The 26,395-nt window shown below is 44.8% G+C and carries 23 protein-coding genes and 2 pseudogenes; 17 read left to right on the forward strand and 8 right to left on the reverse strand.

From position 1 onward, the window contains the following. Nucleotides 1–24: 24 nt before the first annotated feature. From OCU36_RS14635 to OCU36_RS14650, 4 genes are all read left to right on the forward strand, one after another. On the forward strand, nucleotides 25–396 hold the full coding sequence (locus OCU36_RS14635) for a GntR family transcriptional regulator (protein ID WP_261840302.1): 372 nt from the start codon (nucleotides 25–27) through the stop codon (nucleotides 394–396). Continuing rightward, nucleotides 393–1,247 carry an ABC transporter ATP-binding protein gene (locus OCU36_RS14640; RefSeq protein ID WP_261840303.1) on the forward strand — a complete coding sequence of 285 codons (855 nt, stop codon included), beginning with the start codon at nucleotides 393–395 and terminating at the stop codon, nucleotides 1,245–1,247. The genes OCU36_RS14635 and OCU36_RS14640 overlap by 4 nt, the downstream gene beginning before the upstream one ends. Beyond that, entirely contained in the window at nucleotides 1,247–2,104 is an 858-nt protein-coding gene (locus tag OCU36_RS14645; RefSeq protein ID WP_261840304.1) for a hypothetical protein, read from the forward strand. The genes OCU36_RS14640 and OCU36_RS14645 overlap by 1 nt, the downstream gene beginning before the upstream one ends. A 1,059-nt stretch (nucleotides 2,105–3,163) precedes the next feature. Next, a complete protein-coding gene (locus tag OCU36_RS14650) occupies nucleotides 3,164–4,876 on the forward strand; it encodes an RluA family pseudouridine synthase (RefSeq protein ID WP_261840305.1) in 1,713 nt (570 codons plus the stop codon). Here OCU36_RS14650 and OCU36_RS14655 read toward each other — a convergent pair. The 3 genes and pseudogenes from OCU36_RS14655 to OCU36_RS14665 form a co-directional block, all read right to left on the reverse strand. Beyond that, the gene (locus OCU36_RS14655; protein ID WP_261840306.1) at nucleotides 4,873–6,231 is read right to left on the reverse strand and encodes a Na+/H+ antiporter NhaC family protein; all 1,359 of its coding nucleotides are present in this window, start codon (nucleotides 6,229–6,231) and stop codon (nucleotides 4,873–4,875) included. The genes OCU36_RS14650 and OCU36_RS14655 overlap by 4 nt on opposite strands. 189 nt (nucleotides 6,232–6,420) lie before the next feature. Then, nucleotides 6,421–7,185, reverse strand: coding sequence for a hydratase (locus OCU36_RS14660; RefSeq protein WP_261840307.1), 765 nt, complete (start codon nucleotides 7,183–7,185; stop codon nucleotides 6,421–6,423). Nucleotides 7,186–7,380: 195 nt separating this feature from the next. Beyond that, nucleotides 7,381–7,552: pseudogene (locus OCU36_RS14665) on the reverse strand (DUF3861 family protein); the annotation flags it as partial. Between OCU36_RS14665 and OCU36_RS14670 the strand changes: the two are divergent. Then, nucleotides 7,541–7,708, forward strand: a pseudogene (locus OCU36_RS14670) (MarR family transcriptional regulator); the annotation flags it as partial. The pseudogenes OCU36_RS14665 and OCU36_RS14670 overlap by 12 nt on opposite strands. 130 nt (nucleotides 7,709–7,838) lie before the next feature. Here the strand turns inward: OCU36_RS14670 and OCU36_RS14675 are convergent. Continuing rightward, nucleotides 7,839–9,623: an SgrR family transcriptional regulator gene (locus tag OCU36_RS14675; RefSeq protein WP_261840308.1), complete on the reverse strand. Its 1,785-nt coding sequence runs from the start codon at nucleotides 9,621–9,623 to the stop codon at nucleotides 7,839–7,841. 602 nt (nucleotides 9,624–10,225) lie between these two features. Between OCU36_RS14675 and rimK the strand changes: the two genes are divergently transcribed. Both rimK and OCU36_RS14685 read left to right on the forward strand, forming a co-directional pair. After that, nucleotides 10,226–11,131 (forward strand): 30S ribosomal protein S6--L-glutamate ligase, encoded by a 906-nt coding sequence (rimK, locus tag OCU36_RS14680; protein ID WP_017631357.1) that lies wholly within the window; start codon nucleotides 10,226–10,228, stop codon nucleotides 11,129–11,131. A gap of 32 nt (nucleotides 11,132–11,163) precedes the next feature. Further along, nucleotides 11,164–11,592: an ATP-dependent zinc protease family protein gene (locus tag OCU36_RS14685; RefSeq protein ID WP_261840309.1), complete on the forward strand. Its 429-nt coding sequence runs from the start codon at nucleotides 11,164–11,166 to the stop codon at nucleotides 11,590–11,592. Nucleotides 11,593–11,709: 117 nt separating this feature from the next. Here the strand turns inward: OCU36_RS14685 and OCU36_RS14690 are convergent, their stop codons facing one another. Further along, nucleotides 11,710–12,498, reverse strand: a complete 789-nt coding sequence (locus OCU36_RS14690) for an MBL fold metallo-hydrolase (protein WP_261840310.1) — start codon at nucleotides 12,496–12,498, stop codon at nucleotides 11,710–11,712. Nucleotides 12,499–12,868: 370 nt separating this feature from the next. On the opposite strand from OCU36_RS14690, the gene OCU36_RS14695 reads away from it, so the two are divergent. The 3 genes from OCU36_RS14695 (at nucleotide 12,869) to OCU36_RS14705 (ending at nucleotide 15,310) form a co-directional block, all read left to right on the forward strand. Beyond that, a complete protein-coding gene (locus OCU36_RS14695; RefSeq protein ID WP_261840311.1) occupies nucleotides 12,869–13,471 on the forward strand; it encodes a 2OG-Fe(II) oxygenase in 603 nt (200 codons plus the stop codon). A 221-nt stretch (nucleotides 13,472–13,692) separates the two neighbouring features. After that, nucleotides 13,693–14,412: a glycerophosphodiester phosphodiesterase family protein gene (locus OCU36_RS14700; protein ID WP_261840312.1), complete on the forward strand. Its 720-nt coding sequence runs from the start codon at nucleotides 13,693–13,695 to the stop codon at nucleotides 14,410–14,412. 160 nt (nucleotides 14,413–14,572) lie between these two features. Further along, the gene (locus tag OCU36_RS14705) at nucleotides 14,573–15,310 is read left to right on the forward strand and encodes a sulfite exporter TauE/SafE family protein (protein ID WP_261840313.1); all 738 of its coding nucleotides are present in this window, start codon (nucleotides 14,573–14,575) and stop codon (nucleotides 15,308–15,310) included. Nucleotides 15,311–15,362: 52 nt separating this feature from the next. Here OCU36_RS14705 and OCU36_RS14710 read toward each other — a convergent pair whose 3' ends face one another. Then, nucleotides 15,363–16,082, reverse strand: a complete 720-nt coding sequence (locus OCU36_RS14710; RefSeq protein ID WP_261840767.1) for a L,D-transpeptidase family protein — start codon at nucleotides 16,080–16,082, stop codon at nucleotides 15,363–15,365. A gap of 50 nt (nucleotides 16,083–16,132) precedes the next feature. After that, nucleotides 16,133–16,615 (reverse strand): GNAT family N-acetyltransferase, encoded by a 483-nt coding sequence (locus OCU36_RS14715; protein WP_261840314.1) that lies wholly within the window; start codon nucleotides 16,613–16,615, stop codon nucleotides 16,133–16,135. A 197-nt stretch (nucleotides 16,616–16,812) separates the two neighbouring features. Between OCU36_RS14715 and OCU36_RS14720 the strand changes: the two genes are divergently transcribed. The 7 genes from OCU36_RS14720 (at nucleotide 16,813) to OCU36_RS14755 (ending at nucleotide 24,202) form a co-directional block, all read left to right on the forward strand. Continuing rightward, the gene (locus tag OCU36_RS14720) at nucleotides 16,813–17,793 is read left to right on the forward strand and encodes a Gfo/Idh/MocA family protein (RefSeq protein WP_261840315.1); all 981 of its coding nucleotides are present in this window, start codon (nucleotides 16,813–16,815) and stop codon (nucleotides 17,791–17,793) included. Nucleotides 17,794–17,957: 164 nt separating this feature from the next. Further along, nucleotides 17,958–18,119 carry a hypothetical protein gene (locus OCU36_RS14725; RefSeq protein WP_261840316.1) on the forward strand — a complete coding sequence of 54 codons (162 nt, stop codon included), beginning with the start codon at nucleotides 17,958–17,960 and terminating at the stop codon, nucleotides 18,117–18,119. 418 nt (nucleotides 18,120–18,537) lie between these two features. Then, a complete protein-coding gene (locus OCU36_RS14735; protein ID WP_261840317.1) occupies nucleotides 18,538–19,866 on the forward strand; it encodes an MATE family efflux transporter in 1,329 nt (442 codons plus the stop codon). Nucleotides 19,867–20,284: 418 nt separating this feature from the next. Continuing rightward, nucleotides 20,285–20,950 carry a helix-turn-helix transcriptional regulator gene (locus OCU36_RS14740; protein ID WP_261840318.1) on the forward strand — a complete coding sequence of 222 codons (666 nt, stop codon included), beginning with the start codon at nucleotides 20,285–20,287 and terminating at the stop codon, nucleotides 20,948–20,950. A 24-nt stretch (nucleotides 20,951–20,974) separates the two neighbouring features. Beyond that, on the forward strand, nucleotides 20,975–21,358 hold the full coding sequence (locus tag OCU36_RS14745; protein WP_261840319.1) for a RidA family protein: 384 nt from the start codon (nucleotides 20,975–20,977) through the stop codon (nucleotides 21,356–21,358). Between the two features lie 37 nt (nucleotides 21,359–21,395). Further along, nucleotides 21,396–22,802: a cation:dicarboxylate symporter family transporter gene (locus OCU36_RS14750; RefSeq protein WP_261840320.1), complete on the forward strand. Its 1,407-nt coding sequence runs from the start codon at nucleotides 21,396–21,398 to the stop codon at nucleotides 22,800–22,802. A gap of 77 nt (nucleotides 22,803–22,879) precedes the next feature. Next, a complete protein-coding gene (locus tag OCU36_RS14755) occupies nucleotides 22,880–24,202 on the forward strand; it encodes a CoA-disulfide reductase (protein WP_261840321.1) in 1,323 nt (440 codons plus the stop codon). Between the two features lie 204 nt (nucleotides 24,203–24,406). On the opposite strand, the gene OCU36_RS14760 is transcribed toward OCU36_RS14755, so the two are convergent. Beyond that, nucleotides 24,407–26,338: an amidase family protein gene (locus tag OCU36_RS14760; protein ID WP_261840322.1), complete on the reverse strand. Its 1,932-nt coding sequence runs from the start codon at nucleotides 26,336–26,338 to the stop codon at nucleotides 24,407–24,409. Between the last annotated feature and the right edge of the window lie 57 nt (nucleotides 26,339–26,395).

Consider the following 26,395-nt stretch of genomic DNA (forward strand, 5'->3'; position numbering starts at 1 on the left):
GTATATCACCATGCAGTTTTAATTATGACCAAATGGAAAGACGACCAGCCGATCTTTAGGCAGCTTGCTACAAAGATCAGCGACCAAATTCTTCAAGGCATTTGGTTAGAACAACAGGCACTGCCCTCTGTACGTGCGGTTGCCGCCGATCTCAAGATTAACCACCTTACTGTCATGAAAAGCTATCAATTACTGGTTGATGAAGGCTTGGTAGAAAAAAAACGCGGCCAAGGCATGTATGTGGCTGAAGGGGCAATCCAAAAATTGAAAGAATCCGCCCATCAATCATTCATCAACACACAGATCCCAGCCATCGCTGAGACGCTAGGCATCATTGATATGAGTGTCGAAGAACTCGTGAAACAGCTAGCACAACATATAAAGGATAAGTCATGAGTACTTTACTTTCCGTGAAAAACGTAACCAAAACCTATTCCAATCAAGTGGGTGTCGAGAACATCAGTTTTGAGTTAAAACCAGGGCAAGTGCTTGGCCTGCTAGGTCACAATGGCGCGGGTAAATCGACCCTGCTCAAATCACTGCTTGGTGGGCACAACTACCAAGGTGAAATAGAGGTGAATGGCTACCACCCTATCCACCAGCACGCCGACCTCATGCTGCATTTATCTTATATTTCAGATGTGAACGTGCTACCCGAGTGGATGACGGTAAAACAACTGCTCCGATACACGCAAGGTGTACACCCCAGTTTCAACAAACAAAAAGCACAGCAGATGTTAAGCAGCACCAACATTAAGCTCTCTTCAACGATCAAGCAGCTTTCTAAAGGGATGAAAGTGCAAGTTCACCTTGCAATCATTATCGCGACCGACACTCAAGTATTGATCTTAGATGAGCCTACACTTGGCCTAGATTTGCTATACCGCGATACTTTTTATCGCCACCTACTCGAATGGTTCCACGATGGCAAGCGCGCAATGATCATTGCCAGCCACGAGGTTTCAGAGATAGAACACTTATTGACAGATGTGCTTATTTTAAAACAAGGCCACTGCGTGTTACAGAAAAGTATGGAAGACATCGAAAACGACTATTTCATTATCGAAGTCGCAAACAATCACTCAAGTGAGATCCAAAAACTTCACCCACTGACCTCACAACCGGGGCTAGGAACCACTAAATGGTTATTGGCAAGCCAATACAAAGCGCAAGTTGAACCATTAGGTAATATCTACAACGTAGGTCTCGCAGATCTATTCCTTGCAACCCAGACGGAGAAGGCATAATGCATCCCAGTTTTTACATGCTAGAAAAAGAACTCATCGAGCACAAAATTAACACTCGTTTACCTCTGTTTGTTGCGCTATGTGGTTTTTTGTTGTTCGTTAGCCTCTTCTTTAACGGTCAGGCGCAACACGAGTTTTTCTTCGAAATGCAAGTGAACGGCAACATGAGTGACATTCACCGAGACTTCACAAAAGATCTCAACTCCGTGATCTACTTTGGTGCTGGCTTAATTTCACTGCTACTTTCGACGCTTTACCTCCCTAAGACGCTGCGTAAAGAGCGCCAAGAAGGCAGTTCGATGTTTTGGAGAAGTATGCCAGTATCTAATGCAATGACTCACGGCGTGAAACTCGGTTTTGGCTTAGTGGTAATTCCGGCTATCTGTGCATTGCTCGTGTTGTTCGCCGATGTGTTGTTTTGGATACTGAACATTTCAAGTGAACACCAACTCGCATTACTGGTCGATCAGCAATCGCTGTTTTATGTACTAAGCAATTGGGTGCTATTCTTTGGCCGCATGATGCTAGTCGCACTCGTTTTATTACCCTTAGCAACGGTGACTCTCGCGATTTCACAGTTGGTGAACTCTCCACTACTCGTTATCTTTATCTCAAGCTTTGCAATTAAGTGGTTGGCTATCGCACTATTTGGCTTTTATGGCATCAACGACTTCTTCTCCCTCATCACTTCGCTACCGATGAAAGTGTTAACGGCAAATAATCCGTTCAGCGTGCTCTCAGAAGTCTCTATCTTGTCTTTGAGTATTTATGTACTGATAGGCATTGGTGGCTACCTACTGAGCCTCAAATTAAACAGAATGGATGATGTGAGCTTGAAGACACTTTTCCAACGATAAAGCCATCGGCACTGAGCACAAACCCTAATCGGGCGACCTCAGCAGATATCAATATCTAAATCAAAGCTTCTAAGAGATTAGGCGCTTTTTTAGTGGCTGACCTTATCAGATGCAAAGCCACGAATTGAATTAGCTATAGTTTGAAATAGATCAGGGAGGTAGAAGATAGCAAGGGAGCCTATTAATGAGCTGACATTAAACTGCATTACTATGAATGCCTGCCAGCTCTTTAGGGGATGATTTGTTACATCGCAGACCAGATGAAGGTCTTTAAGAGTGCGATTAAAATCGATTTGTTACGGTTTACAGATATTTTCGTCGTTCTAGATATAAGCTTTTCGTCTGTCGAGCTCTTGTTTCAGGCTCTAACGATATTAAGCCTTATCTCTTTGAAGCTTCTTTCGCTGTGTCTTTCCAGTATTGGATTCGAACGCGATGAAGCTGTGCTCTTCTCATTTTTTTCATACGGGGTATTTCCTTTTCTTTTAGCTGCTCTTCATGAGCTATTTTTATTATCAACGGTTCGAATCTAGCGGGGTTTAGCTACCTGTTCAACGACACAGATCACAAAACATCTAAGACGCTAGGAACTCATTACATTAAAATGTGACCTAAACATCAACTATGGCTCAATTTAGGGTGATGATCCGTTGCTCTAAATTGAGATTAGTTATCTCAGATGACAAATTCATTTCAGTATCAATACAGTTCAGTGATACCTATCTAATAGACCGAACCAACACCAATTAAGTTCCTAAAACCAACCTCACTTAATGATGACAGTGTAATAAGAACCTGATCGAGTTGAACGTTATGCTCGACATTAGTCTATACGACACACACTCAAAATGGGATTATGTTTGTAGCTGACTCAATATGATTATAGACACCATGTTAAATAGTACTGACCGTCTCGTTTAGCTATCCAGTAATACAAGCATTTCTTATTTGAGGCGCTTTTCGATAAAGAGTAGAATCGCCGCCTTGTTCTATGTTTAAGGTCTCACACACCGTAGACTCACAACCATTTATCACCACGATATAAGTATTAATACGACTATGCACTCATCAAAACCAACGCACGACTCAGAAAACAGCCACACACCTGAGCATTGCTTCACTCGTTTTCAACAGCCGATCGAGTCATATTCGTTGCCTGAGCGTTTCACATTCCCGTTCTACTACGAACCGCACCCACTGTGTGAAATCGCCTCTCATCAGCTTCAACACTATCTAGAAACTCAAACCGACTGGCAGCATGACTTCGGGCTGGATTCTTACGTGGGTCGCGGCAAAATGTTTGGTGTGTTATTGGTGAAAAGCCCAGAGGGTGAGTTGGGTTACTTTTCTGCTTTTTCAGGAAAAATCGCCGACCAAAACCTACTGCCTCACTTTGTGCCGCCCGTGTTCGACATGCTGAGCAGCGACAGCTTTTTCCACCAAGACACAGCCGACATGATGGCTGTCAACGCTGAGTTTAAAGCGCTGCAAGCAAATACTGAATACCTTGAATTGTGCGAGCAACTGGCGCGGCAAAAAGCGCAAGCGGAGCAAGAGATTGAAGCTCAGCGCCTATTGATTATTGAAGGCCGAAAAACGCGTAAAGAACAACGTCAACAAGGTAAAGGAAGCCTTGATGAGCAAGCTTTCGAACAGCTAAATAATGAGCTAAACAAGGCCAGTGTTGCTGACAAGAACCAGCAGAAGTACCTAAAACTCAACTGGGAACAGACTCTGCAAGTGTTGCAGGCTAAAGTTGATGTGTTCACGACTCAACTGGCTGAGCTAAAAGAGCAAAGAGCACGCCTTTCTCATCAGTTGCAACACAAACTGTTTTCACAATACGCTTTCCAAAATGCAGAAGGAAACGTTGAAGACCTTAACCAGATCTTTGAAAACACGCCAAACAAGATACCACCAGCTGGCTCTGGCGAATGCGCTGCACCTAAATTGCTGCAATACGCATATTTAAATGGCTACACTCCGTTGGCATTGGCTGAGTTTTGGTGGGGTCGTTCTCCAAAGTCGGAAATCCGTAAGCACAAGAAATACTACGCCTCTTGTCAAAGTAAGTGTGTACCGATTTTAGGCCATATGATGAAAGGCCTAGAAGTCGATCCAAACCCATTACTCGAGAACCCAGCAGAAGGTAAAGAGCTGGATATTCTGTTCCAAGATGAGCACATCGTGGTAGTCCACAAGCCAGCGGGTTTTTTATCCGTGCCGGGTAAGACCATCAAAGATTCCGCCTACACACGTGTTCAACAGATGCATCCTGACGTTGAAGGCCCATTTGTTATTCACCGCCTAGACATGGCGACCTCTGGCATTCTGATCTTCGCTCTCACACGACGTGCGAACAAGAGCTTGCAGAAGCAGTTCATCACTCGTGAAGTTGAGAAACGATATGTTGCCATGATTGAAGGCGTTCTAGCAGAAGATGAAGGCTATGTTCGACTGCCATTACGTGGCGACCTTTATGATCGCCCTCGTCAAATTGTCTGCTTCGAACACGGCAAGCCTGCAGAAACAAAATGGGAAGTGATTGAGCGAAACGAGCAAACCACTAAGGTTTACCTGCATCCTAAAACAGGGCGTACACACCAGTTGCGTGTACACTGTTCACACGAAGAAGGCCTTAACATGCCTATCGTCGGTGATGGCCTATATGGCAATAAAGCCGACCGACTGCACCTACACGCAGAAAGGCTCGCGCTGCACCACCCAATCACCAAAGCGTGGATGGAATTCCAGTTTGACGCGGAATTCTAAGCGTTAGAAACTTGGCGCGCTGGGTGTTTAATAAACACAGCGACCACAGCCACGATGGCAAGTGCAAAACAGTAGTACGAGTTAGACACGATTTCTAGAGGCGATAGATTAAACACAGAGCCCAATAGCAATACCTGAGCACCATAAGGTAATACGCCTTGAATCACACACGAGAAAATATCCAATAAGCTTGCTGAACGGCGTGGAGAGACATCGTTCTCTTCCGCCAATTGACGAGCCACGCTACCAGATACAATGATGGCGACCGTGTTGTTAGCCGTACATAGGTTCACCATTGATACCAAGCCAGCAATACCTAATTCACTTGCGCGGCCATTCGCTTGCTTAGAGTGTGAAGACCCAAATGCACGAATCAAACCGCTCACTAAGTTCGTCAGAAACGCTAATCCACCTTGGCGACGCATCAGCTCACTCAACCCACCAATCAGCATCGACAGTAAGAAGATCTCTTGCATGTTGCCAAAGCCTGCGTAGATGTCTTGAGCGTAATCCGTCAAGCCGTAGTTCTCAACTGAACCTAGGCTCACACCACCCGCAAGTAAAATACCAATCGTCAACACAACGAATACATTCATGCCCGATACCGCAAGGATTAGGATAGTGATATACGGAAGGACTTTCAGCCATTCTATTGGGCCTGTTTCAGGAACTTGAGTTGCCGTGCTGTTGAAAGCAAAGATAACAATCGCAATCAGTGCAGCAGGCAGTGCAATACGGATGTTCTCTTTAAATTTGTCTCTCATCTCACAACCTTGCGAGCGAGTCGCGGCAATCGTGGTATCAGAGATGATTGAAAGGTTATCACCAAACATTGCACCACTGAGCACGACACCCGCCGTCAAGGGAATGCTCATACCCGCAGAATCAGCAATACCTAGCGCAACTGGGGCAATGGCAGCAATAGTGCCCATTGAGGTGCCCATTGCGGTCGCGATGAATGCAGAAATTAGGAAGATACCCGGCAGAATCATGCTCGTTGGAATCGCGGATAGACCCAGGTTTACCGTCGCATCCACGCCTCCAGAGGCTTTAGCTACGGCCGCAAAAGCCCCCGCTAATAGGTAGATCATACACATTGCAATAATGTCTTTGTGACCTACTCCACCTAAGAACTGCTCAATCGCACGGTTCAATTTATCTTTACTTAATAACAATGCCAACATCACGGCAGGCAGAGCCGCTATCGGTGCTGGCAACTGATAAAAAGCAAAATCGACGCCTTGTAACGACAAGTACGTACCCACACCAATAAACAGAGCGAGGAAGACGATCAGAGGGATAAGCGCAACGGCCGAAGGGGCAATTGCCGTATTAGAATGTTTTGAATTGGACATGGAACGACAACACAATAGAACAGGGAGGTGAGCAGACTAATGTCACACTTAGATCTTGTCAACGTCCAGACGTCTAAACGCCCGATTTAGTGCCTGGTAATAAGAACCCTATTGAACATCACATAATAAAAAAGGCGATTTACTCGTCAGTAAACCGCCTTTCAATAACAGACAGTGCGCGGCTTGAAGTTAGCGTTTCTGCTTGAACGTCACTTGGTATTCGCCAATGCCTTCATAATGGAAGGTTGTGGGCTTATCGAATCCCATTTCCACGATACCGCAGTAAGAACCCGTAATGATTGCTTCACCCGCTTGGAAATCAACCCCACGACGCGTCATGGTGTTAATCAGCCAGTAAATTGGGCTTGGTGGCAGTGTATTTGGGTGCTTGCCGTCAAATGCTTGAACTTGCTCATCTTGAGTCACTTCGATATTGATCTCTGCAGACGTGAACGCTTTTTCACGATCAATCTCTGGGCCAATGAACAGACCTTGGTTTACTAGGCCATCGGCCAGTTTTTCATAGAACTCAGCACCGCTGTCATCCGCAAAGCGCGATTGCATTAATTCAAGTGCCATATGGCAAGAACCAATCGCTTCGTTGATTTGCTCTTCGCTGTAACCTTCTAGACTTGCAGGCAGGCTCTTAGCAAGCGTAAATGCAATTTCAGGCTCAACGCGTACCACATCGTTGTCTGCAAACAGTTCACAAACTTCGCCTTGTTGAACGCTACCCGAGAAGATTGGCGCAACAACAAACTTGTCTTCAGCCAGAGGAAGCAAGCACTTCCAACCGCCGACTTTATCGCTTTTCAAATCGATCATTGCTGATTGAATCTTTAGCGCATCTTCCAAGTTATTCGGACGGTACTGTTCGTCCAATCTTGGTGCTTTGGTGCCTGCAACGCGACGACTCAACAGTTCTTCAGCTGCTTGTTTAAATGCATTTGTCATATAATACCACCTTTAGTTTATGACCAGTATAATATCGGATTTCTTAAAGCTTGAATAGACAATTCAACAACGGTGCTACACCGAAAATTCAGCCATCAATTTTCGCCCATTCTAGCCGCAAACAACTGAAACTATGTTGATTTAAGCCAGTAAGTTCGTTACTGGCTTTTGAAAACTACTATTGATGATTAGGCTTTACTGCCCTTTCAAGGTCTTCTTAAGGTTTTGCATGAAGTCTCTGAAGTGAGGCATGAAATTCACAAACAGAGGATGCTTTCTATCTTGCATCATCAATGGACCGAGTAAGCGGATACTCACACCCAGTCGTGCCGCTGTCTTGCTTGATCTTCTCAACAATAGCGAACATGAGCGTAGCCAGCTATTGGTTCTGACCGATAAGGGTGAAGAAATAATGGGTAAGGTCTCGGACATAGATCGAGACATGCTGAAGAGAATGACCAAAGGCATGGCTGAAGATGAGTTAGAGCAATTCAGAAAAATGGCGCAGAACTTAGAGAGCTGATCTTCAAAATAAAACCAAAAAACGCCACTGAATCGAATGATCGGTGGCGTTTTTTGTAGAATTTGATTTTACCTACCTATAAGTATGCCAAAATCGACTTTGAAAACGCTTTATCCTACTCGGTAAGAAATTAATCAGCGGACCATACTTTCTTGAAATCTGGCCATCCCCAGTTGGTGATGGCTACGTTTTTCAGAATCCCCTGGAAACGCACGGTTTGTAAGTGATGAAACATCGGCACTAACCAATAATCCGAGATCAGAGTGGACGCGATAGGTTCTAGTTCTGCCAAGTAATTAGGCAGTTCAACGGATGCTTTATGACTATCCAAGCGCAGCTTGAGCCAATCGCTGTTCATCTCTCCTAAAGCAGAGTGCAAAATAGGATCGTTCATCATCCACGAAAACAGCGAAGACGGGGCATTGTCATCGAGATTCAGGTTACACAGCACCAAGTCCTCTTTTAATTCGCCACTTTGAGAGAGCTCCGCCAATTCTCGAAAACTGTAGGTGTTCACCTCAACTTCCACGCCATATCGTTTGAGTATGTCGGATACGCAAATAGCACATCGATACAACGCATAATAGTCGTAAACCGCAATACTCATCCTTTTCGGCAGTTGTGCCTCTTTCGAAGGCGTCCGATACAATTTCTGCCAACTTGGTAGTATGTTTTGAGCTAAAGAGACACTAAACAAACCCTTGTTATGTTCCAACTGAGACAAAACAGCTTGTGGGTTGGTCAGTTCTGAAAGGTATTTACGCTGCTCATTATTTAGTGGACTAGCCGCTGAGTTCTGATTGAATAGGATAAACAGACACCCATCCTCTACTCGGCTACGAAGGCCGTCTGTGTCTGCTGAAACAAGTTCCGCATCGCTTTTCCCTAATTGATGGAAGCAAGAAGAATCTTCATAAGGCGATACGTGCATTTGGCTATCATCGAAACGAGCAGTGCCCGTCATTGATTCCTCAAACTGCCAGATAGTCACCTCATCGGTTAACGAGCGACAACCATAATAGTGCTCAAATGCAGCGAGCTTGATTCGTTCACTGTTGGTCTCAACCACTTTAAATGGGCCGGTTCCAATAACAACATGGGACACAGAACTTAATGGAGACGGTTCACGGGTGACTTGCGCTGCGGGTTGAATCGAATATTTAACGCCAGCAAGTAAACCAGCAAAGCCGGTATCTGCTTTGGTGAGTTGGAAGCTGATCCTCAATGGTTGTTCACTGTAAACCGAAGAGACATGGGCGAGCTCTGTCTGATAGAAAGGTAAGGTTTGCAACGCAGAAAACATCGAAACTAATTGCTTAGCATCCACAGGCTGTCCGTCATGGAAAGTAAGTCCCGGGCGTAGATAGAAAGTCCAAACTAGCTTTTCAGAATCATATTGCCAGTGATGCGCTAGCTCAGGCTTCAACTCTCCTTTGCCATTGCAAGTCACTAAACAACTGAACACTTGCCTGATCAAAAATCGCTCACTACTACGATGAATATGATGCGGGAACAGACCTTCGAACTTACGTTTGTAGGTTAATTGGACGTGCAGTAACCCTTCGCGCATCGTCGCACCGGATGTTTCTTGGAGAAGAGAGCCAAACACTGCGCGGTCATTATCCAAAATAGAGAGCGCTTTTTCGTACTTGCCCTGCTCTATCAGCTTGCTGGCAACATGTTGAGTCAGTTGTTGATTGCTAAAGCGCAATGTCAGGTTAGAACGTTGATTCCTGCCGACTTTTGGCTCCCACACCACCCATTCAGCTTGATGCATCTTGCCGAGTAAGGTTCTTGCATGGCGCAAACTGGTAAACAGCTTGTCTGCGACCTCAGTTAAAGTCACCGAGTGTGAGATGTTAGGCTCGAACGAATCCAGCCTAGTGTAGTAACGCATCATGTTTAGATCAGACAAATAATGAACCTTTTAGAAACAACCCTTCCTGATTAAGCCCATTATAAAACACATTTGCCTTTAAGTGACGATAAAAGACAAAAACAGGAACAACCCAGCAAAAAGCCATCTGTTTATTACTTCCTATTAAATAACCATAATTAATGGGTCAACAAGGAACTTTGAGTTCTCACCAAAGCCTAGTACAAGAGAAGGAATCATCATGAGAAAATACTATCTTGATAAGCTAAAAAGCACCTGTAGCAAGCTCGAAAGAGAAGCACTACGAACACTTATAGAGCTATGTAACTGGCGTTATTAGTACACTTTTAAGCACCGAGTTCACGTGAGTTGAGTACAACCTAATATGCTCCTACCCCCAATATGAGTTAGGTCTCAACTCACTTTCCCGTCCTAAATTCACGCTTACCCCTGCTGTACCAATCGCTCGCGCATTCGATAGAATTCCATTGTCGATTCGACAAATTTAATTCGTTTTCTTAGTTAAACGAAAAGCCTTAAGGTTCGCCCCGAAGCAAGCAAGGAGCCTCAGAAAAACTGAGAGCTCAGCTAACAACTCATTTATTTGCAGTTACCAATCAGGTATTAACTAAGGAAACGCCATGCGTATCGCAATTCTTTCTCGCAACGAAAATCTATACTCTACTTCTCGCTTAAAAGCGGCTGGAGAAGCACGTGGTCACCAGGTCGATGTTATCGACACGCTGCACTGTGATATAGATATCGCGAGTAACAATCCGAAGATTCGCTACATGGGTGAAGAGCTACCTCAATACGATGCCGTTATTCCACGTATTGGCGCTTCCATTACCTTTTACGGAACTGCGGTTGTTCGCCAATTCGAAATGATGGGCACTTTTTGTATCAATGAGTCAGTTGCAATCAGTCGTTCTCGCGACAAACTGCGCTCACTACAACTGTTGTCTCGCAAAGGTATTGGCTTACCAAAAACAGGGTTCGCTAGCCGCCCAGACAAGATTCAAGACTTGATCAAAAACGTCGGTGGCGCGCCACTGGTTATCAAGCTTCTTGAAGGTACTCAAGGTATCGGTGTGGTTCTAGCTGAAACAAACAAAGCAGCAGAAAGCGTTATCGAAGCATTCATGGGCCTAAAAGCGAACATCTTGGTTCAAGAGTTCATTGAAGAAGCCAATGGCGCAGACATCCGTTGCTTTGTTGTTGGCAACAAAGTCATTGCAGCGATGAAGCGTCAAGCTGGTGAGGGTGAATTCCGCTCTAACTTGCACCGTGGCGGTACCGCTCAACTGGTTAAACTCAGCAAAGAAGAGCGTGCTACAGCAATCAATGCTGCGAAAATCATGGGGTTAAACCTATGCGGTGTTGATATTCTACAATCTAAGAATGGCCCAGTGGTAATGGAAGTGAACTCTTCTCCTGGCCTAGAAGGTATTGAGAAAGCGACGGGTAAAGATGTAGCAGACATGATTTTCGAATTCATCGAAAAAAATGCAAAACCAAACGCTAACCGTACTCGTGGCAAAGGCTAATTTAACGCCGTTAACTGATGATTGGAAATGACATGAACAATAAAATGATCATAGGGAATACAGAAGCACTTTGCTTACCAGAGTTAGGGATAACTGGACTCCATACCCGTGTTGATACAGGGGCTAAAACCTCTTCTCTACACGTAGACAATCTATTGTGTGTAAAAAAAGACGGTGAGAACTTCGTTGAATTCGATCTTCACCCTGACGTTTACCACTTAGAAGAGACAGTGCGCTGCAAAGCGAAGCTGAAAACAAGTAAGAAAATCAAATCATCGAACGGCGAAGTTGAACACCGTTGTGTAATTGAAACCATGCTAAAAATCGGCGGTCAGGAATGGCCTATCGATATCACGCTAAGCAACCGTCAAGATATGACTTATATGATGCTGCTTGGTCGTCAAGGCATGAGTGACAAAGTGATGGTTGATCCAGCGGGTGAATTCCTGCTGACTCACTAATCCCAGGTTATAACTAAATAAGGCCAGTCTCATGACTGGCCTTATTGCTATCTATTTTTCTATTTCCGCTTTCTACTTTCAGCTCTGGATACATTGCTTTGCATTCAGGTTTCTGATCTATTTCTTCGATTTACCATGAGATTGAAAACCAAAACGCCAAATCGATAGCAGTAATTTTTTGGTTTTGATTTTCGTCACTCGCCAATGCGTAACAGGCCTTCTTGGCGCACTCATCAACAGATGTTCAAAAGCTTGCTGACTGAAATCGACTTGCCCACCATGTGCCACCAGCAAGGTATCGAGCTGCATATCATAAATACGCGATAACGACGCTCGATACTGATTAGGGTGAAAAATAGGAAACGGCGGAATCAGCTTCTTCTTAACCTCGACCATTAAGTCGGCAACATAAGCGACATTGTGTGATGGGCAATAGACAGAGAGATCACGATCAGTATGGCCTGGCGTTTCCAAAACAAACCAATCATCAAACCCCGGAATACTATCGCCGTCTGATAGTTTGCAGTCAGGTTTTAATTTCCTTGAGTACCACAAGTTCGCTTTCGGCTTGCCTAAGCGGTTCGCCATCCACTTTGCTAATGCTAAATCGGTCAGGTGCATCAAAATGCCATCAATGCCGTGATACCAATCCTTATCTCGGTTTGCTGCCACCAAATGACAATTAGTCAGCTTTCTGAGTGTATGCGCAGCACCTGCATGATCGGGATGCATGTGCGTCACAACCACAGTGTGCAGGTCGCTGAATTCACGGCCAAGCTCATCTTCAATGAAAGCTTTAAGATGGGGTATATCCGCTCGGCATGCACCATCAAGTAACAGCAACCTATCTGGGTACTCTACGAGATACATATCTTGGATATAGCCTTTGATAGTATGCAGCTGCAAAATCGCCCCTTGTGACAAAACAACTGGTCAGACCTATATAATAGCAAATCCAACTTCAATTGTGATCGTTTTGTTAAAACCACAACCTAAAACCGAATAGAGAACTCAAATCAAGATTTCTATTGAAATCCACTAAATTACTCAAATCCAATTCAACTCACTGCAACGGGAACAGATTCCAAAGATGAGCATCAATTTCATCCGGTATTTTTCAGCATTATCGAATGCCCGCATTGCCGTAAACCTTACTCTACAGGCCTTGCGATTCAAGCCGCCAACACCATTTATCGTGACGACAAAACATGTGGTTTGTTGGCCTGAGTTATTAGGACTATATATGCGCCTCTAATTTACTGTCTGAGTGCTATACATGAACCAATTAATCGATGCTCTTTCTACCCAAGGTTATTTCGTGTGGGATGACTTCTTAACTCAAGAAGAAGTGGTGGCATTGAGGGATTGCATTCCAGAGAACTGGAAAAAGGCTAGGATTGGCCGTAACGATGAAGTAACGCGAGAGTCGACCATCCGTAGTGACAAGATTCAGTGGCTGCGCCGTGATATGGGTCAGCCAGCATCTCTGTTTTTAGACAAGATGGAACAAATTCGTTTAGCGGCAAACCAAGCGTTCTTTTTGGGTCTGTTCGAGTACGAAGCACACTTTGCTAAATACGAAAAAGGCGACTTCTACCAGAAGCACTTAGACTGTTTCAAGGGCAATGAAAACCGCCGCCTGACTACCGTGTTCTACATGAATGACGAGTGGACAGAAGACGACGCAGGTGAACTTGTGGTTTACGATCTAAAAGACAACCACATCGCGACCATTCCACCAAAGTCAGGCCGCTTATTTGTGTTCTTGTCTGAACAGTTTCCACACGAAGTACTGCCGACAAACACAGAGCGATTCAGTATTGCTGGTTGGTTCCGCATCAACGGTGTGAAAGACAACCAATTGGACATCGCACACTAAGACTCTGATCACTCAGATCCTATTTAAAGCTTCTAATAGTCATTAGTAATAGCATGCGAGGGGCTTTTTTATAGAGAATAATCACGGTAAGTGACACACGAACGACCGCTTTCGTTCGTTGAGTCACACCTCGAATCAACAAGCTTAACGACGGTTCCAGTGTAATCGAGTACACTAATATTTAATGCGTTTTTACGGTGCGTCTTTAAGAAGGATTAATTATGTCGTCTACCATCGTAGGTCATCGGGGGGCCGCAGGTACTCACCCAGAAAATACCAAAGCAAGCATTGAACAAGCGGCTAAACTCGGCTTGAAATGGATTGAAGTTGATATTCAGCCCACTCAAGATGACCAACTGGTCGTTTGTCACGATCACACGCTTGAGCGCTGCAGCGATGGCAAGGGTCGTGTCGACGAACACACCCTTGCTGAGCTTCGCCAACTCGACTTCGGCCGTTGGAAATCTGAGCAGTTCGCTGGGGAAAAAATACTGACCTTAGAAGAGTTACTTGCGCTTGTTGAGCGGCATGATCTTAGCGTCAACCTCGAAATTAAAGTCGACAGTCGACATCAAGCCCCTCATGTGGTTGATCTGCTACATGATGAGTTGATTCGCTCAAATCTCGACACCGATAAGATCTTACTATCGAGTTTCAGCCACAAAGTGGTGTCTGAAATGGCGCGTCATTTGCCGAGATATCGAGTAGGGGTCATCACAGAGCAACTGACTCAGGCTGATCTTATGCTCATGAATGAGGTCAAAGCGTTCAGCTGTCACATCAACTACGAACATGTTAATCAGAGCGATCTTGATACACTGAGTGAAGCAAACATCCAAACATGGTGCTACACCGTCAACGATCCCTCCCAATTCAAATTCCTCTCAAAAGTCGATGCCGTATTCACTGATTTTCCGAATCAATTTAGCCTTATAAATTGACCAAGCAAATACTGCAAAAACAACTCAGAGAGACTGTAAAATTAACTCTCGAGAAACCTTAAAATTAGGTAGCAAACACAAGTGAGTAGGAGTACATTCCGCTACTCACTTGGTTTCATTAGCTCACTCTATCTAGACAGCTTCATTGGTTACTTAATTTATGGATCTCATTTTTAATCCAACCTTCCCAATTTTGGGTTCAATCTTCGTTTTCGCCGCTATTGTTCGTGGCTTCTCAGGTTTCGGTTTCACCCTAGTGGCCTTGCCGTTAAGTGCATTATTCATGCCTGTTATCGAACTGGTTCCTGTCTTCATGTTGATCGATCTCCTAGGCAATGTTCAATTGCTACCTAAAGTTCGAAAGCACGTTAACTGGCGCTGGGTTTTAAAAGTATTTATCCCTTGTTTTGCCTTCACACCAATCGGCTTACTTCTGCTTAAATCCGTTAGCCAAGACACGATCATCTTGATCATCAGTGCCTTCATTTTTGCGTCTGCACTTATGATCTATAAAGGTTTCCAGTACAAAAGCGAACCGAGATTTGCTCCCTATATTCTAGGCAGCCTTGCGGGCGTAATGAACGGCGCGGCATCAATGTCTGGGCCGCCAATTGGCACTCATGCATTGGCAAGCCCAGTCGCTCCTCATATTGCCAGAGCAGGCCTGATAGCATTCTTCGTATTGGCGGATTCCACTGCGTTTGTTTCGGCATCTATCGCAGGATTAGTCGACCGTGATGTAGTCTGGCTGACTCTCGCGCTCTTACCGAGCAGCATGTTTGGCGGCTATGTGGGTTCTAAACTGTTCGAGAGATTTGGTGGTGCGAAGTTTAAGCCTGTCACCATTGCATTGCTGATTGTGATTGCGATATTCAGCGCAGGTCGAGTCTTACTGTAACGGGTTTAACGGTTAGTTGAGACTATGAATGAAGAAAGTGGGGAACCCATCGCTACCATTCGATATGGATAGGGGTACCCATTTTTACCAGTTTAAGAAACTCATCCATATCTTGATTGGTTAATGCAATACAACCATCTGTCCAATCAAAACTTTGAATAAAATTAGGTGAACGACGCTCACCGTTTTTGATGCCGTGAATTTTGATGTTCCCTCCGGGATCTACCCCATTTTGCTCTGCCCATTGCATATCCGACGGTTGCGGATAGTTAATATGGACAGAGCGATAAAAGTTCGACTCTTCCATCACATAATCGAGTTGGTACTCCCCTTCAGGCGTTCGGTTGTCCCCTTCAAAGCGTTTGTGCCCTTTCGGTTGTTTGCCTAACGCAATACGATACTCCTGGATCACCTCTTCGCCTTTAAGTAGATACATCCTACGTTTTGATTTATCAACCCTAACGAGCGTCACCACGTGTCGCGATGAGGCTTTTATAGAGTCGGCATCTGGTGGGGTGAGAATTCGGTGGGATGTTTTTTGCGAGCCTAAAGCAATATGCTCACGCACATCGCTTTCAATAACATCATTTTTATTAAAAATCGACGTTGGTGTTACTGATGATGTGGGGGCTCGGTTAGATAGAGAAGGCGCAGACTCAAACACAATGGTTTCGATAGCCGTTGCATCTGAAATGATCTTTTCTACAATCAGCGTTTTGCCATCAATGGACGCCTCGAAGGTCGGCGATGTTTCGGCACACGCAACCTGCATCGACCACATCAAATAAGCGCATAGAAACAAAAATAGATGCAGATGCACGCTTAATTGGCCTCAAACCGCATAGACATGGTTCGTGACTGAGTTTCCATTCCTAACGACTCATAGAAACCCTGAGCTTGTTGGTTAAACTCCATCACCTCCAACCTAAGTTCTATCGCCCCTCTCGCTTGCGCCCATTGGTTGAATGACTTCATTAACGATTTACCAACACCTCGCTTCTGAACGTCATCGTTCACCACTAGCGTATTTACCCGTGCGATCTTATGGGGTTGAATAAAACTCACCCCACGATTCTGCGTCACTTTTCCAGCCAAAAATCCAACAACTTGTTCATCTTGCACTGCCACTAAAAACGCCCCAATGGGATCAAGCATCAATCCCAACCAATACTCTTCACTATCAGAAAAAGCTTGCGAGGCAGGCGCAAACACCATAGGCGCCCCACAATGATGCTGACGATTAATCTGATCAGAAAGCGCTAGAATCGAGCGAATATCCGTTACCTTGGCTGTCCGAATTTGCATATCATCACCTTATTTGAATTCCATATTACCTTAGCAAAAATGCCTTAACCCTGCACTGTTGTCGCGGCTCACTAACACGCTCAACTGCACCGTATTTTTAATAAAAGGCAATCATTGTTCCTTAATTCTCAAGCACATTCGATGATATGAGTGCTACTATCTCTGCAGAATCAATACACTCACTATTGGATACCTATATGATTAAGTTTGCTGTAATTGGAACCAATTGGATCACTCAAAAGTTTGTTCAAGCCGCCCATGACACTCAATCGATGAAACTTGCTGCGGTTTATTCGAGAAGCATGGAGAGCGCTTCTGAATTCGCTCAAGAATTCAATGTTGATACAACCTACGACTCACTCGAAGCATTGGCCTGTGATGACACTATCGAAGCGGTTTACATTGCTTCACCAAACTCACTCCACTGCCAGCAATCAATCTTACTGATGGAACATGGCAAACATGTCATCTGTGAAAAGCCCGTTGCATCTAACATCGATGAAGCAACTCGAATGTTTGAGGTCGCCGAGCAAAACGGTGTCGTGCTGTTTGAGGCGTATAAATCTCAATTCTTGCCAAACTTTAAACAAATGCAGCTCGGATTAGCAAAAATCGGCAAGCTACATAAGGCACACATCAACTATTGCCAGTATTCATCGCGCTATCAGAAATATTTAAACGGTGAGAACCCAAATACCTTTAACCCAGCGTTCTCAAATGGATCATTGGTCGATATCGGCTTTTACTGCGTCGCTGCGACAGTCGCTCTGTTTGGCGAACCAGACAGTGTACAGGCTTCTGCAAAGCGACTTGATTCCGGTGTTGATGCGCATGGTTGCGCGATTTTCCAATACCCAGAGCTTGACGTAACCTTGACTCATTCAAAAGTCAGTGACTCTTATGCACCCAGTGAGATCCAAGGTGAATTAGGTGCAATCCTCATCGATCACATCGCTGAATGTACCGATGTTAAGATCCGATACCGAGATGGACATATAGAAAACCTCACTCAATCACAAAGCAAAAACTCCATGAGTTACGAAGCACAGGCCTTTGCCGACTGTATTGGCGGCGATCAAACAACGCTAGCTCAAGCCAAACTGCGCGCTTTATCGGTTGCCAAGTTAATTACAGAGATGCGTCAGCAAGTTGGTGTCGTTTACCCTGCGGACAAATAGACACACCAATCAATATAAGAGATTGATTTTCAAGGATGATAGATTTATTCATCATCAAACTTAATCTTTACGACAAACAACTGGATTAGTCGATCGGCATGCCATCTGTTTAAATCCGCGTTCGATATCTATCGTATTAATTTAATTTATTGAAGGTGTGTAAAGTGTTTTCAGTTGATGATCGCGTTGTTGCAACAAAAGGTGTTGAACTAGGTGAAATGGTTGTTGTTGGCCTTAGTGCTGGTGGTGGCTACGTTCACGTTACAACAGTAGAAGGCACAATAATGATGCTTACTTACCCAGCAAAAGACCTTAAAAAAGCATAGGTCAACCGCTCTGCTCTTTTAGTCGCCACTCGGCGAAATATAACAATATTAAGGCTTTGGCTGATTTCACTCTTCTGCATTAGCGTGAACAGCCAAGGCCTTTTTTATACTTGAAATATCCCAACTCATTACGATTCCTTAAAGCAACAACCGCTAACCCTAGAAGCCTCACTTATTTGCTATTACAGCAAGCGTCTTCTTGACCCTGTAGATTTCAAGATTTGATCGGAAATATCTTCAAGAGACTGTAACGAAGGGTTGATGTACGGAATGGCCACATCTAAACAAACCTTCGACCCTTTGCAGTACATGCAAACATTATTGGTATCGAGCTAACGTTACGTTATCCTTTACACATAGCTTCATTGCGTGGATTATCACCACGACAAACCGACCTTCAAGACAAATAAAGAGTGCTATGAATTCAACTATCGCAACCCCCTCCCTTGGCCGACAACTCTATACAATGACATGGCCAATGTTGTTTGGGGTGCTTTCCCTGATGAGCTTCCAGCTTGTCGACAGCGCTTTTATTGGCCAGCTTGGGGTATTGCCCCTCGCGGTTCAAGGCTTCACATTGCCTATACAAATGATCATCATTGGTATTCAAGTCGGTCTAGGAATTGCGACAACCGCTGTTATTGCTAGAGCCATTGGTGCGAACGAAACACGCTACGCCAAACAACTGGGTGGCTTAGTCGTTGTAATGGGTAGCGTGAGCGTCGCGATTTTTTCCGTCATTATCTATCTACTTCGCAGCCCTATCTTACAACTATTGGATGCGCCGTCGACGGTATTACCAATCATCGATTCATACTGGATCTATTGGCTAGTCAGCTCTTGGACAGGCGCTCTACTCTACTTTTTCTACAGTGTGTGCCGTGCTAACGGCAACACGATGTTACCGGGCACTATGATGATCGCAACCAGCATCATCAACGTGATATTGGATCCGATTTTCATCTTCACACTCGACATGGGTATCAACGGAGCCGCCATCGCGACCATCTTGGCATTCGGCACAGGCATTCTAATTGTCGCGCCGAAGGTAACGAAGAAGCATTGGATGAGTTTTGATTGGCATGCTCTCGACATCGCTAAGAGTGTTCGTTCCATTGGCAATATCATGGGGCCTGCCATGATCAGTCAACTACTTCCACCGGTTTCATCGATGTTCGCCACTAAACTGCTGGCGAGTTATGGTACGGCTGCCGTTGCAGCTTGGGCTTTAGGCTCGCGATTTGAGTTCTTTTCGATTGTCGCCGTACTAGCACTAACCATGTCGATGCCTCCAATGATTGGCCGTATGTTGGGAGAGAATAACCTCGAAAACATACGTAAAATCGTTAAAATTGCCGTCATTTTCATTTTGGGCTTTCAACTCATTATTGCACTAGTGACTTGGTTGTTCTCGGGCGGGCTAGCAAATCTAATGACCAGTGAAAATGAAGTCTCGACCATTCTTAATTATCACCTCTTGATCGTCCCTCTCAGCTTAGGGCCATTGGGAGTATGTATGCTGACGGTCTCTGTCTCTAACGCACTGGGTAAGTCTTACACCGCATTAACGATTTCAGCGCTGCGCTTATTTGCTTTTTTCTTGCCTTGCCTGTGGGTGGGTTCTCAACTTGCAGGAATTGAAGGTCTATTTTGGGGAGCAATGGTCGGTAACATACTCGCAGGCGCCTGCGCTTGGTGTATTTATCAACGGGTTCTTAGACAGGTCGAAGCTAAGCTCGTCAATTAAGCTGTCAGCCCATTGCTCAATGAAAAAGCCGCCACTTTTTAGAACTCACCATCACTTTCACCCTATATACCTAAAACGACTTTCCAAAAACAAACTGGCTAGCCCTGACAATTTTCAATTCAAATTTCGATAACACGAATTTTTCGTGTTTTAGAACTTGCACTGGATCATAAAAACAATCAAAAATGAAATATTTGGTTTTAAATATGTAAACCTTGATGAGGTTTAAGAAATTAAACTAAATTTACCTATTTCGAGTGATCAGCTTCAAATCCCACTCGTGATTTGTCTCTAAAACTTATAATTTATTGATAGTTGAAACGATTTTTATTGGTTTACAGAAGTTTACTATACCTTGTGAATCTACCACCAAAGGAGTAAATTTCAGCCATTGAGTTCAAAAATGTAAACCGAAATCATGAATGTAAAACAAGTTCGATTCACTGATGAAGACAGAGAGTACTTAAACAATTACTTTCGCTTAGCGGACACGATTGCTGATTTAATTGGTCCCTACTGTGAAGTGGTCATCCATTCATTTGAAAGCTTAGAAAACTCAGTTGTCAAAATCGTTAATGGTCATCATACGGGTCGTGAAATTGGCTCACCGATCACCGATTTAGGTTTACGCATGTGGAGTGCATTTGAAAAGACAGGTGAAGTTTCTCCAAAGAGCTATTTCACCAACGCAACTGACGGTTCCCTACTGAAGTCGACCACCTGTGTACTAGCGGGTCCACAGCAAAAGCCGATTGGCATGCTGTGCATCAACATGAACTTATCTTTCCCATTCCCTGAAATTGTTAAAACACTGATGCCGCAATGCAATCTCTCGCAAACCATAGTCAGCGAGACGTTCAGCAATAATGCAAACGACGTGATCAAACAAGCGTTGATTGCAGTCACACAAGAAGTGGATCAAGACGAGACGATTTCCTGCAAAGGTCGCAATAAAGCCATCATTCGTTGTTTATTTGATAACGGAGTATTTGAGCTAAAAGAGACGACTACACAAGTATCAGAGCAACTTGGGATCAGCCGACAGGCGGTTTACAAGTTTATCCGTGAATTTAAATCAGAATAAAATTAATAACTTAGGAGTTATATTGTGAAACAGATCATTGCCACGCAGCAAGCGCCAGCCGCTATCGGTCCTTACTCTCAAGGTACGTCTTACGGCGACATGGTTTACACCTCAGGTCAATTGCCTCTCGTTCCAGAAACCATGCAGTTTGTTGAGGGCGGCATCAAAGAGCAGGCTCGTCAGTCTCTAGAAAACTTAAAAGCGGTATTAGAAGCAAGTAATGCGGGACTGGACACAGTGCTTAAGACAACCTGCTTCCTATCAGATATGGAAAACTTCGTAGCCTTTAACGAAGTGTACACCGAGGTATTTGGAACAGAGAACGCACCGGCTCGTTCTTGTGTCGAAGCAGCAAGACTACCAAAAGACGCATTGGTTGAAGTTGAAGCCATCGCATACAAAAAATAACCGATTTAGGTATTAATGGGTATCATAGGAGATTCTCATGAGCGTTTCATTTATTGGATTAAGCATCCTGTTCTTTGGGTTCTACGCACTGCTGTCAAACTTCAAAAAACAAAAGAAAAGTTTTAACTTCCGCGTACTGAGTGCGCTTGCTGCTGGCTTACTGTTCGGTGGCGCTATTCAACTTGTGTTTGGTGTCGGTAACGTTGCAACGTCTGGCTTTGCTGAACTGATTTCTGTGTTCGGTAAAGGCTATATCAAACTTCTACAAATGATCGTTATCCCGCTTGTATTCGTGGCGATGATCTCTTCGATCATGAACGTTGAAGGCGGCGGCGCGTTATCTCGTATCGCACCAAAAATCATCGGTATTCTACTTTTGACTTGTGCTATCTCAGCAGCAATTGGGATCGCAAGTATCTACCTATTCGGTATCGATGCAAATGCACTCGTAAGCTCTATCGGCACAAACAGTGCTATTGAAGCTCGTGGTAATTCACTGATAGCCACACAAGATGCAATGGCGAGCAGTGGTTTGTCTGGTATGGCTCTATCAATCATTCCGACCAACATCTTTGACATGCTTACAGGCTCTCAACGTACCTCGACACTATCGACCGTACTGTTCGGTATGTTCCTAGGCTTCTGTATCCTGCAAGTGAAAAACCGTAAGCCTGAGAAAGTACAAAACTTCGTTGATTTCATCAATGCAGCCAAAGAAGTGGTACTTTCAATGGTACGTGAAATTCTGAAGCTAACGCCTTACGGTGTATTCGCTCTGATGACTACGTTCATGATGACAAACGATTTGTTCGCACTCGCAGAAATGGGTCGCTTCCTACTAGCAAGTTATGTGGCAATCGGTGTCATGTTCGGCATCCACTTCGTGATGGTATCGATGTTCGGCCTGTCTCCTGCGAAGTTCATGAAGAAAATCTGGCCAGTACTTGTGTTCGGTTTCGGCTCTCGTTCAAGCATGGCCGCTATCCCACTAAACGTTGAAACACAAACTCAACGCCTAGGTGTAGATGAAGAAACAGCAAATATGTCAGCGACATTTGGTACCAGTATCGGCCAAAACGGCTGTGCCGGTATCTACCCAGCAATGCTCGCTATCATGGCGGCACAAGTTATGGGTATCCCTGTAGACTTAAGCTTCATCCTACAACTGATCGCTGTGATCGCGATTGCTTCATTCGGTATCGCAGGGGTCGGTGGCGGTGCGACATTCGCAGCCGTTGCAGTACTAACCATCATGGGTCTAGACATCACAGTAGTGGCGATTCTAGTGTCTATTGAAGCGCTAATCGACATGGCTCGTACCGCACTAAACATCTCTGGCTCGATGTTGTCTGGTGTACTAACGGCTAAGAAAAATGGTTCACTAAACACAGAGCAATACGACGCTGACGTCACTGCGACCGTTTCAAAAGAAGCCGCTGTATAATTTTTAAACTTAATGAAGAGCACTCTATATGAGTGCTCTTCTGTTTTTCCTGAGTTCAGGTTATTTAGGTAGTAAATATGAAAGTTGTTGTTATAGGCGGCAGTGCCGCTGGTATGAGTTTCGCAGCAAAATACAAACGTAATCAACCATCAGACGAAGTTATCGTTTTAGATAAGCGCCACTACATCTCTTTCGGTGCCTGTGGCTTGCCTTACTTTGCGGGTGGCATGTTTGATGACACTGAACGCATGATTTCTCGTACGCCAGAGCAAGCGATCAAATCGGGCTTAGACGTGCGCATTGAAACAGAAATGGTGGCACTCGATCGCGCTAAAAAACAGATCACAGTTAGCCACCAAAGAAAAGAAAGCACTATCGATTACGATATGCTGGTGATCGCGACAGGAGCACGCCCAATCCTTCCGTCATTTGGTGAATTCAACCCTGAACACGTATACACGCTAACCAGCATGGAAGATGGCTTGGCAGTAAAAGAAGCACTGAAGGACAGCAACAAACAACGTGTTTGCGTTATCGGCGGTGGTTTTATCGGCCTTGAAGTGTTCGATGCTGCGCACCTGCTTGGCAAGCACGTCACTATCATCGAACGTGAACAGCATGTGATGAGCCGTCAGTTCAGCCCTGAGATGATTGACGTGGTGGAAGGTGCGATTCGTGAATCAGGTGCAAAACTAAAAACCGGTTGCAGCGTATCAGCCATTCGCGATGCTAAACAAAGCGGTTACATCGTAGAAACCGATAACGGTAACGTAGAAGCCGACGTGGTAATCATATCACTTGGCTTCAAACCAAACACAGAAGCGTTTGAGTTACCAAAAGCCGCTAACGGTGCGCTACTAGTGGACGAGTTTGGTACAACAGAAGACGCCCACATCTATGCTGTCGGCGACTGTGCTGTGGTTCACCATATGGCGCTAGGCAAATCGGTTTATGTTCCACTTGCAACCACAGCCAACAAACAAGCGCGCATGATGGCGGATAAACTTGCTGGTAAAGACACTTACATGAATGGTTTCTTGGGTTCGTCTTGCTTGAAAGTGCTGGACTACGAACTGGCATGCACTGGTGTATCAGAACTGCTTGCCAAAGAACACGGCTTGGAAGTGAAGGTTTCAACCATTTCAGATAAGAACCAAACCGACTACTACCCAGGGCAAGAAGACATCAAGGTGAAGTTGGTTTATCACCCAGATACTAACGTTCTGCTCGGTGGTGAGATCGTAGGTAAGAAAGGAGCGGTTGGCCGTATCAACGCACTAGCCGTTGCTATCACTGCTAAGATGACCACTCAGCAGCTAGGTTATATGGACTTCTGCTATGCGCCCCCATTCTCACGTACTTGGGATACGCTAAACGTGGCAGGTAATGTTGCAAAGTAGGCGAACACAAGTAAAAATTCCAAGATAAATTCAATCAGACACCAAAGTAAAGGAATTTAAGCCGTTCCAGCAAGGCTTGAACAACGCGTTATAGAGTAAACAGTTAGAAGGACACACACCACATTTAAGGTGTGTGTCCTGAGATTGGAGGGGGTTAATATTGTTTTTTTATCCTCCAGATTTCAAAGATGACGTTGTGTTTTATTATGATTCTTTAGGTACGTAAGTTGGTGATTCGGCGCGTTGTTCATCGTGAATGGCAAAAACGCCAGCATCTTCATTCATCTTGATGGTGGCATCAAGGTCGGGTGCTTTATGTTGGCGTCTAGCGATGGACTTTCGGCCTACTTCTATGGCTTTTGAGATAGCAAGTACATTGCCATCTTCAAAACGAGGTGCCATTACATGAGTTGACACTGGTGTACCTAACATTGTTGGGGCCTGCCGTGCCCACCGTCTCCAATCAGATTGAATTGCAGCGTCAGCGGTTTCGTAACCAAAGGGGACTGATGCCGATGGAGCTCCTGCGGGTGCATAAATAGCCGATTTGCTTGTTTCCGTCACCAGTACTTGGAAGTCATGGTTCTCGAAATAGTCATTAACCGCAGTGTCCCACATCTTACGCTTTTCTTCTGCGTTGTTTAGACAGGTATCGCGATCAACATTAGTGTTTACCGAGTTTTGTATGTCCTTCTGCCCCCAAACCGCCCTGCGCTCTGGGTAGACATTGTTGTAGTTCAGCAAATCTGCAACCGACTTCACTGGCATATGTTGCGCTTTGGCCATATCTGCAAACTCGTAATTGAATTCGCAACCCAGATTTAGACGGTAGGTCCTAGCGCTTGGAAGGTCGTTCACAACTTCATAAGAGACGCCAGCTTTACCTAGGGCTGCTTTAATGTCCTCAAGCCAAGCGGATTGTTCCAAGCTTGAATAACTGTTCTCGTAGATCCCTACCTTGATCCCCTGATAAACAGATGGATCTAGGTACTTGGTATAATCGGGAATATCATGATCTCTTACCTCGCTGTAAAGTGGATCACTTGGGTCAGCATCGGCAAGTATGTTCATTTCAATGGCCACATCTTCAACCGAACGAGCCATTGGCCCCGCGCTATCTTGAGACGCGGCTAAGGGGATAATATTGTCTCTAGAAACCAGACCAATACTTGGTTTAAATCCGACGACGGAGCTCATCTCAGCGGGCGCATTGATTGACCCTTGAGTCTCAGTGCCTACGGTGATGGCTGCGAATTGCGCCGCCGCAGCAACACCTGAACCTGAGCTTGAGCCAAGTACGCTGTAGAATCCATATGCGTTTCGGGTTTGACCACCTAGGTTGGTGAAACCATTGGGATCGATAACAGAGAAGTAGTTGGCATTTTCAGAAAGGTTTGCTTTACCGAGAATAACCGCTCCTGACTCTCTTAGTCGTTTGATAATGTGTGCGTCGTGGTCTGGGTTCCAATCGAGCAGCGCCGCCATGCCACCTGTGGTGTGCATTCTGTCGTTGGTTGCGATGTTATCTTTAACCAGTACAGGAATACCGAGCATTTCTGAGTGTGGTTTTCCGGATGCTCGAACTTGATCGGCGTATTTTGCAATAGCTATGGCATCGGGATTGAGCTCGAGAACCGAGTTGAGCTTATCGATGTCGTATTGTCCGATTCGAAAAAGATAAAACTTGGTTAACTCCACGGCGGTAAGGTCACCATTATCCATTGCCGCTTGCAGTTCTCTGATGGATGCACCGAGTATTAAGTCTGAGTATTGGTCTGAGTCAAAGTCCTCAAGCGCCTTGTCGAATTGCTCAAAGTTTCGATAGAGCTTTCCATAATAGTTAGCGGGTTCAAACAGTGCTTTGCCAAATCCATCCCAGCCATTTTGTGGTGAAATTTCTGATCTTGCCTTAATGCCCGTCCAACCTTCAAGGTCAGAGATAAAATAATAAGGCTCAGGATCGTGACCGTCAGGATACGCAATCGCTTCTTTCTCAGGGGGTGTTGGAGGCTGGGTTATTGATGATTGTTCAGGAGAGCTAGGAACGGAAACCTTAACGCTATTTTCATCATCGCTGTTACAACCAGATAAAACGGCGCTAGTTGCGAGGGCGATGAGTGAAAGCTTGTACTTCATTGTAATTCCTTAAATTTGGTGAATGTCCTTTTAATTCCTCGATTGCATTTTCTGGAC

The organism is Vibrio artabrorum (genome assembly GCF_024347295.1).
In the GTDB taxonomy this organism is placed as follows: Bacteria; Pseudomonadota; Gammaproteobacteria; order Enterobacterales; family Vibrionaceae; genus Vibrio; species Vibrio artabrorum.

Bases quoted from the DNA above. Each gene is read 5' to 3' on its own strand.
- OCU36_RS14635 (WP_261840302.1), top strand. From the start codon at position 25: ATGACCAAATGGAAAGACGACCAGCCGATCTTTAGGCAGCTTGCTACA.
- OCU36_RS14640 (WP_261840303.1), top strand. From the start codon at position 393: ATGAGTACTTTACTTTCCGTGAAAAACGTAACCAAAACCTATTCCAAT.
- OCU36_RS14645 (WP_261840304.1), top strand. From the start codon at position 1,247: ATGCATCCCAGTTTTTACATGCTAGAAAAAGAACTCATCGAGCACAAA.
- OCU36_RS14650 (WP_261840305.1), top strand. From the start codon at position 3,164: ATGCACTCATCAAAACCAACGCACGACTCAGAAAACAGCCACACACCT.
- OCU36_RS14655 (WP_261840306.1), bottom strand. From the start codon at position 6,231: ATGTCCAATTCAAAACATTCTAATACGGCAATTGCCCCTTCGGCCGTT.
- OCU36_RS14660 (WP_261840307.1), bottom strand. From the start codon at position 7,185: ATGACAAATGCATTTAAACAAGCAGCTGAAGAACTGTTGAGTCGTCGC.
- rimK (WP_017631357.1), top strand. From the start codon at position 10,226: ATGCGTATCGCAATTCTTTCTCGCAACGAAAATCTATACTCTACTTCT.
- OCU36_RS14685 (WP_261840309.1), top strand. From the start codon at position 11,164: ATGAACAATAAAATGATCATAGGGAATACAGAAGCACTTTGCTTACCA.
- OCU36_RS14695 (WP_261840311.1), top strand. From the start codon at position 12,869: ATGAACCAATTAATCGATGCTCTTTCTACCCAAGGTTATTTCGTGTGG.
- OCU36_RS14700 (WP_261840312.1), top strand. From the start codon at position 13,693: ATGTCGTCTACCATCGTAGGTCATCGGGGGGCCGCAGGTACTCACCCA.
- OCU36_RS14705 (WP_261840313.1), top strand. From the start codon at position 14,573: ATGGATCTCATTTTTAATCCAACCTTCCCAATTTTGGGTTCAATCTTC.
- OCU36_RS14710 (WP_261840767.1), bottom strand. From the start codon at position 16,082: ATGCAGGTTGCGTGTGCCGAAACATCGCCGACCTTCGAGGCGTCCATT.
- OCU36_RS14715 (WP_261840314.1), bottom strand. From the start codon at position 16,615: ATGCAAATTCGGACAGCCAAGGTAACGGATATTCGCTCGATTCTAGCG.
- OCU36_RS14720 (WP_261840315.1), top strand. From the start codon at position 16,813: ATGATTAAGTTTGCTGTAATTGGAACCAATTGGATCACTCAAAAGTTT.
- OCU36_RS14735 (WP_261840317.1), top strand. From the start codon at position 18,538: ATGAATTCAACTATCGCAACCCCCTCCCTTGGCCGACAACTCTATACA.
- OCU36_RS14740 (WP_261840318.1), top strand. From the start codon at position 20,285: ATGAATGTAAAACAAGTTCGATTCACTGATGAAGACAGAGAGTACTTA.
- OCU36_RS14750 (WP_261840320.1), top strand. From the start codon at position 21,396: ATGAGCGTTTCATTTATTGGATTAAGCATCCTGTTCTTTGGGTTCTAC.
- OCU36_RS14755 (WP_261840321.1), top strand. From the start codon at position 22,880: ATGAAAGTTGTTGTTATAGGCGGCAGTGCCGCTGGTATGAGTTTCGCA.
- OCU36_RS14760 (WP_261840322.1), bottom strand. From the start codon at position 26,338: ATGAAGTACAAGCTTTCACTCATCGCCCTCGCAACTAGCGCCGTTTTA.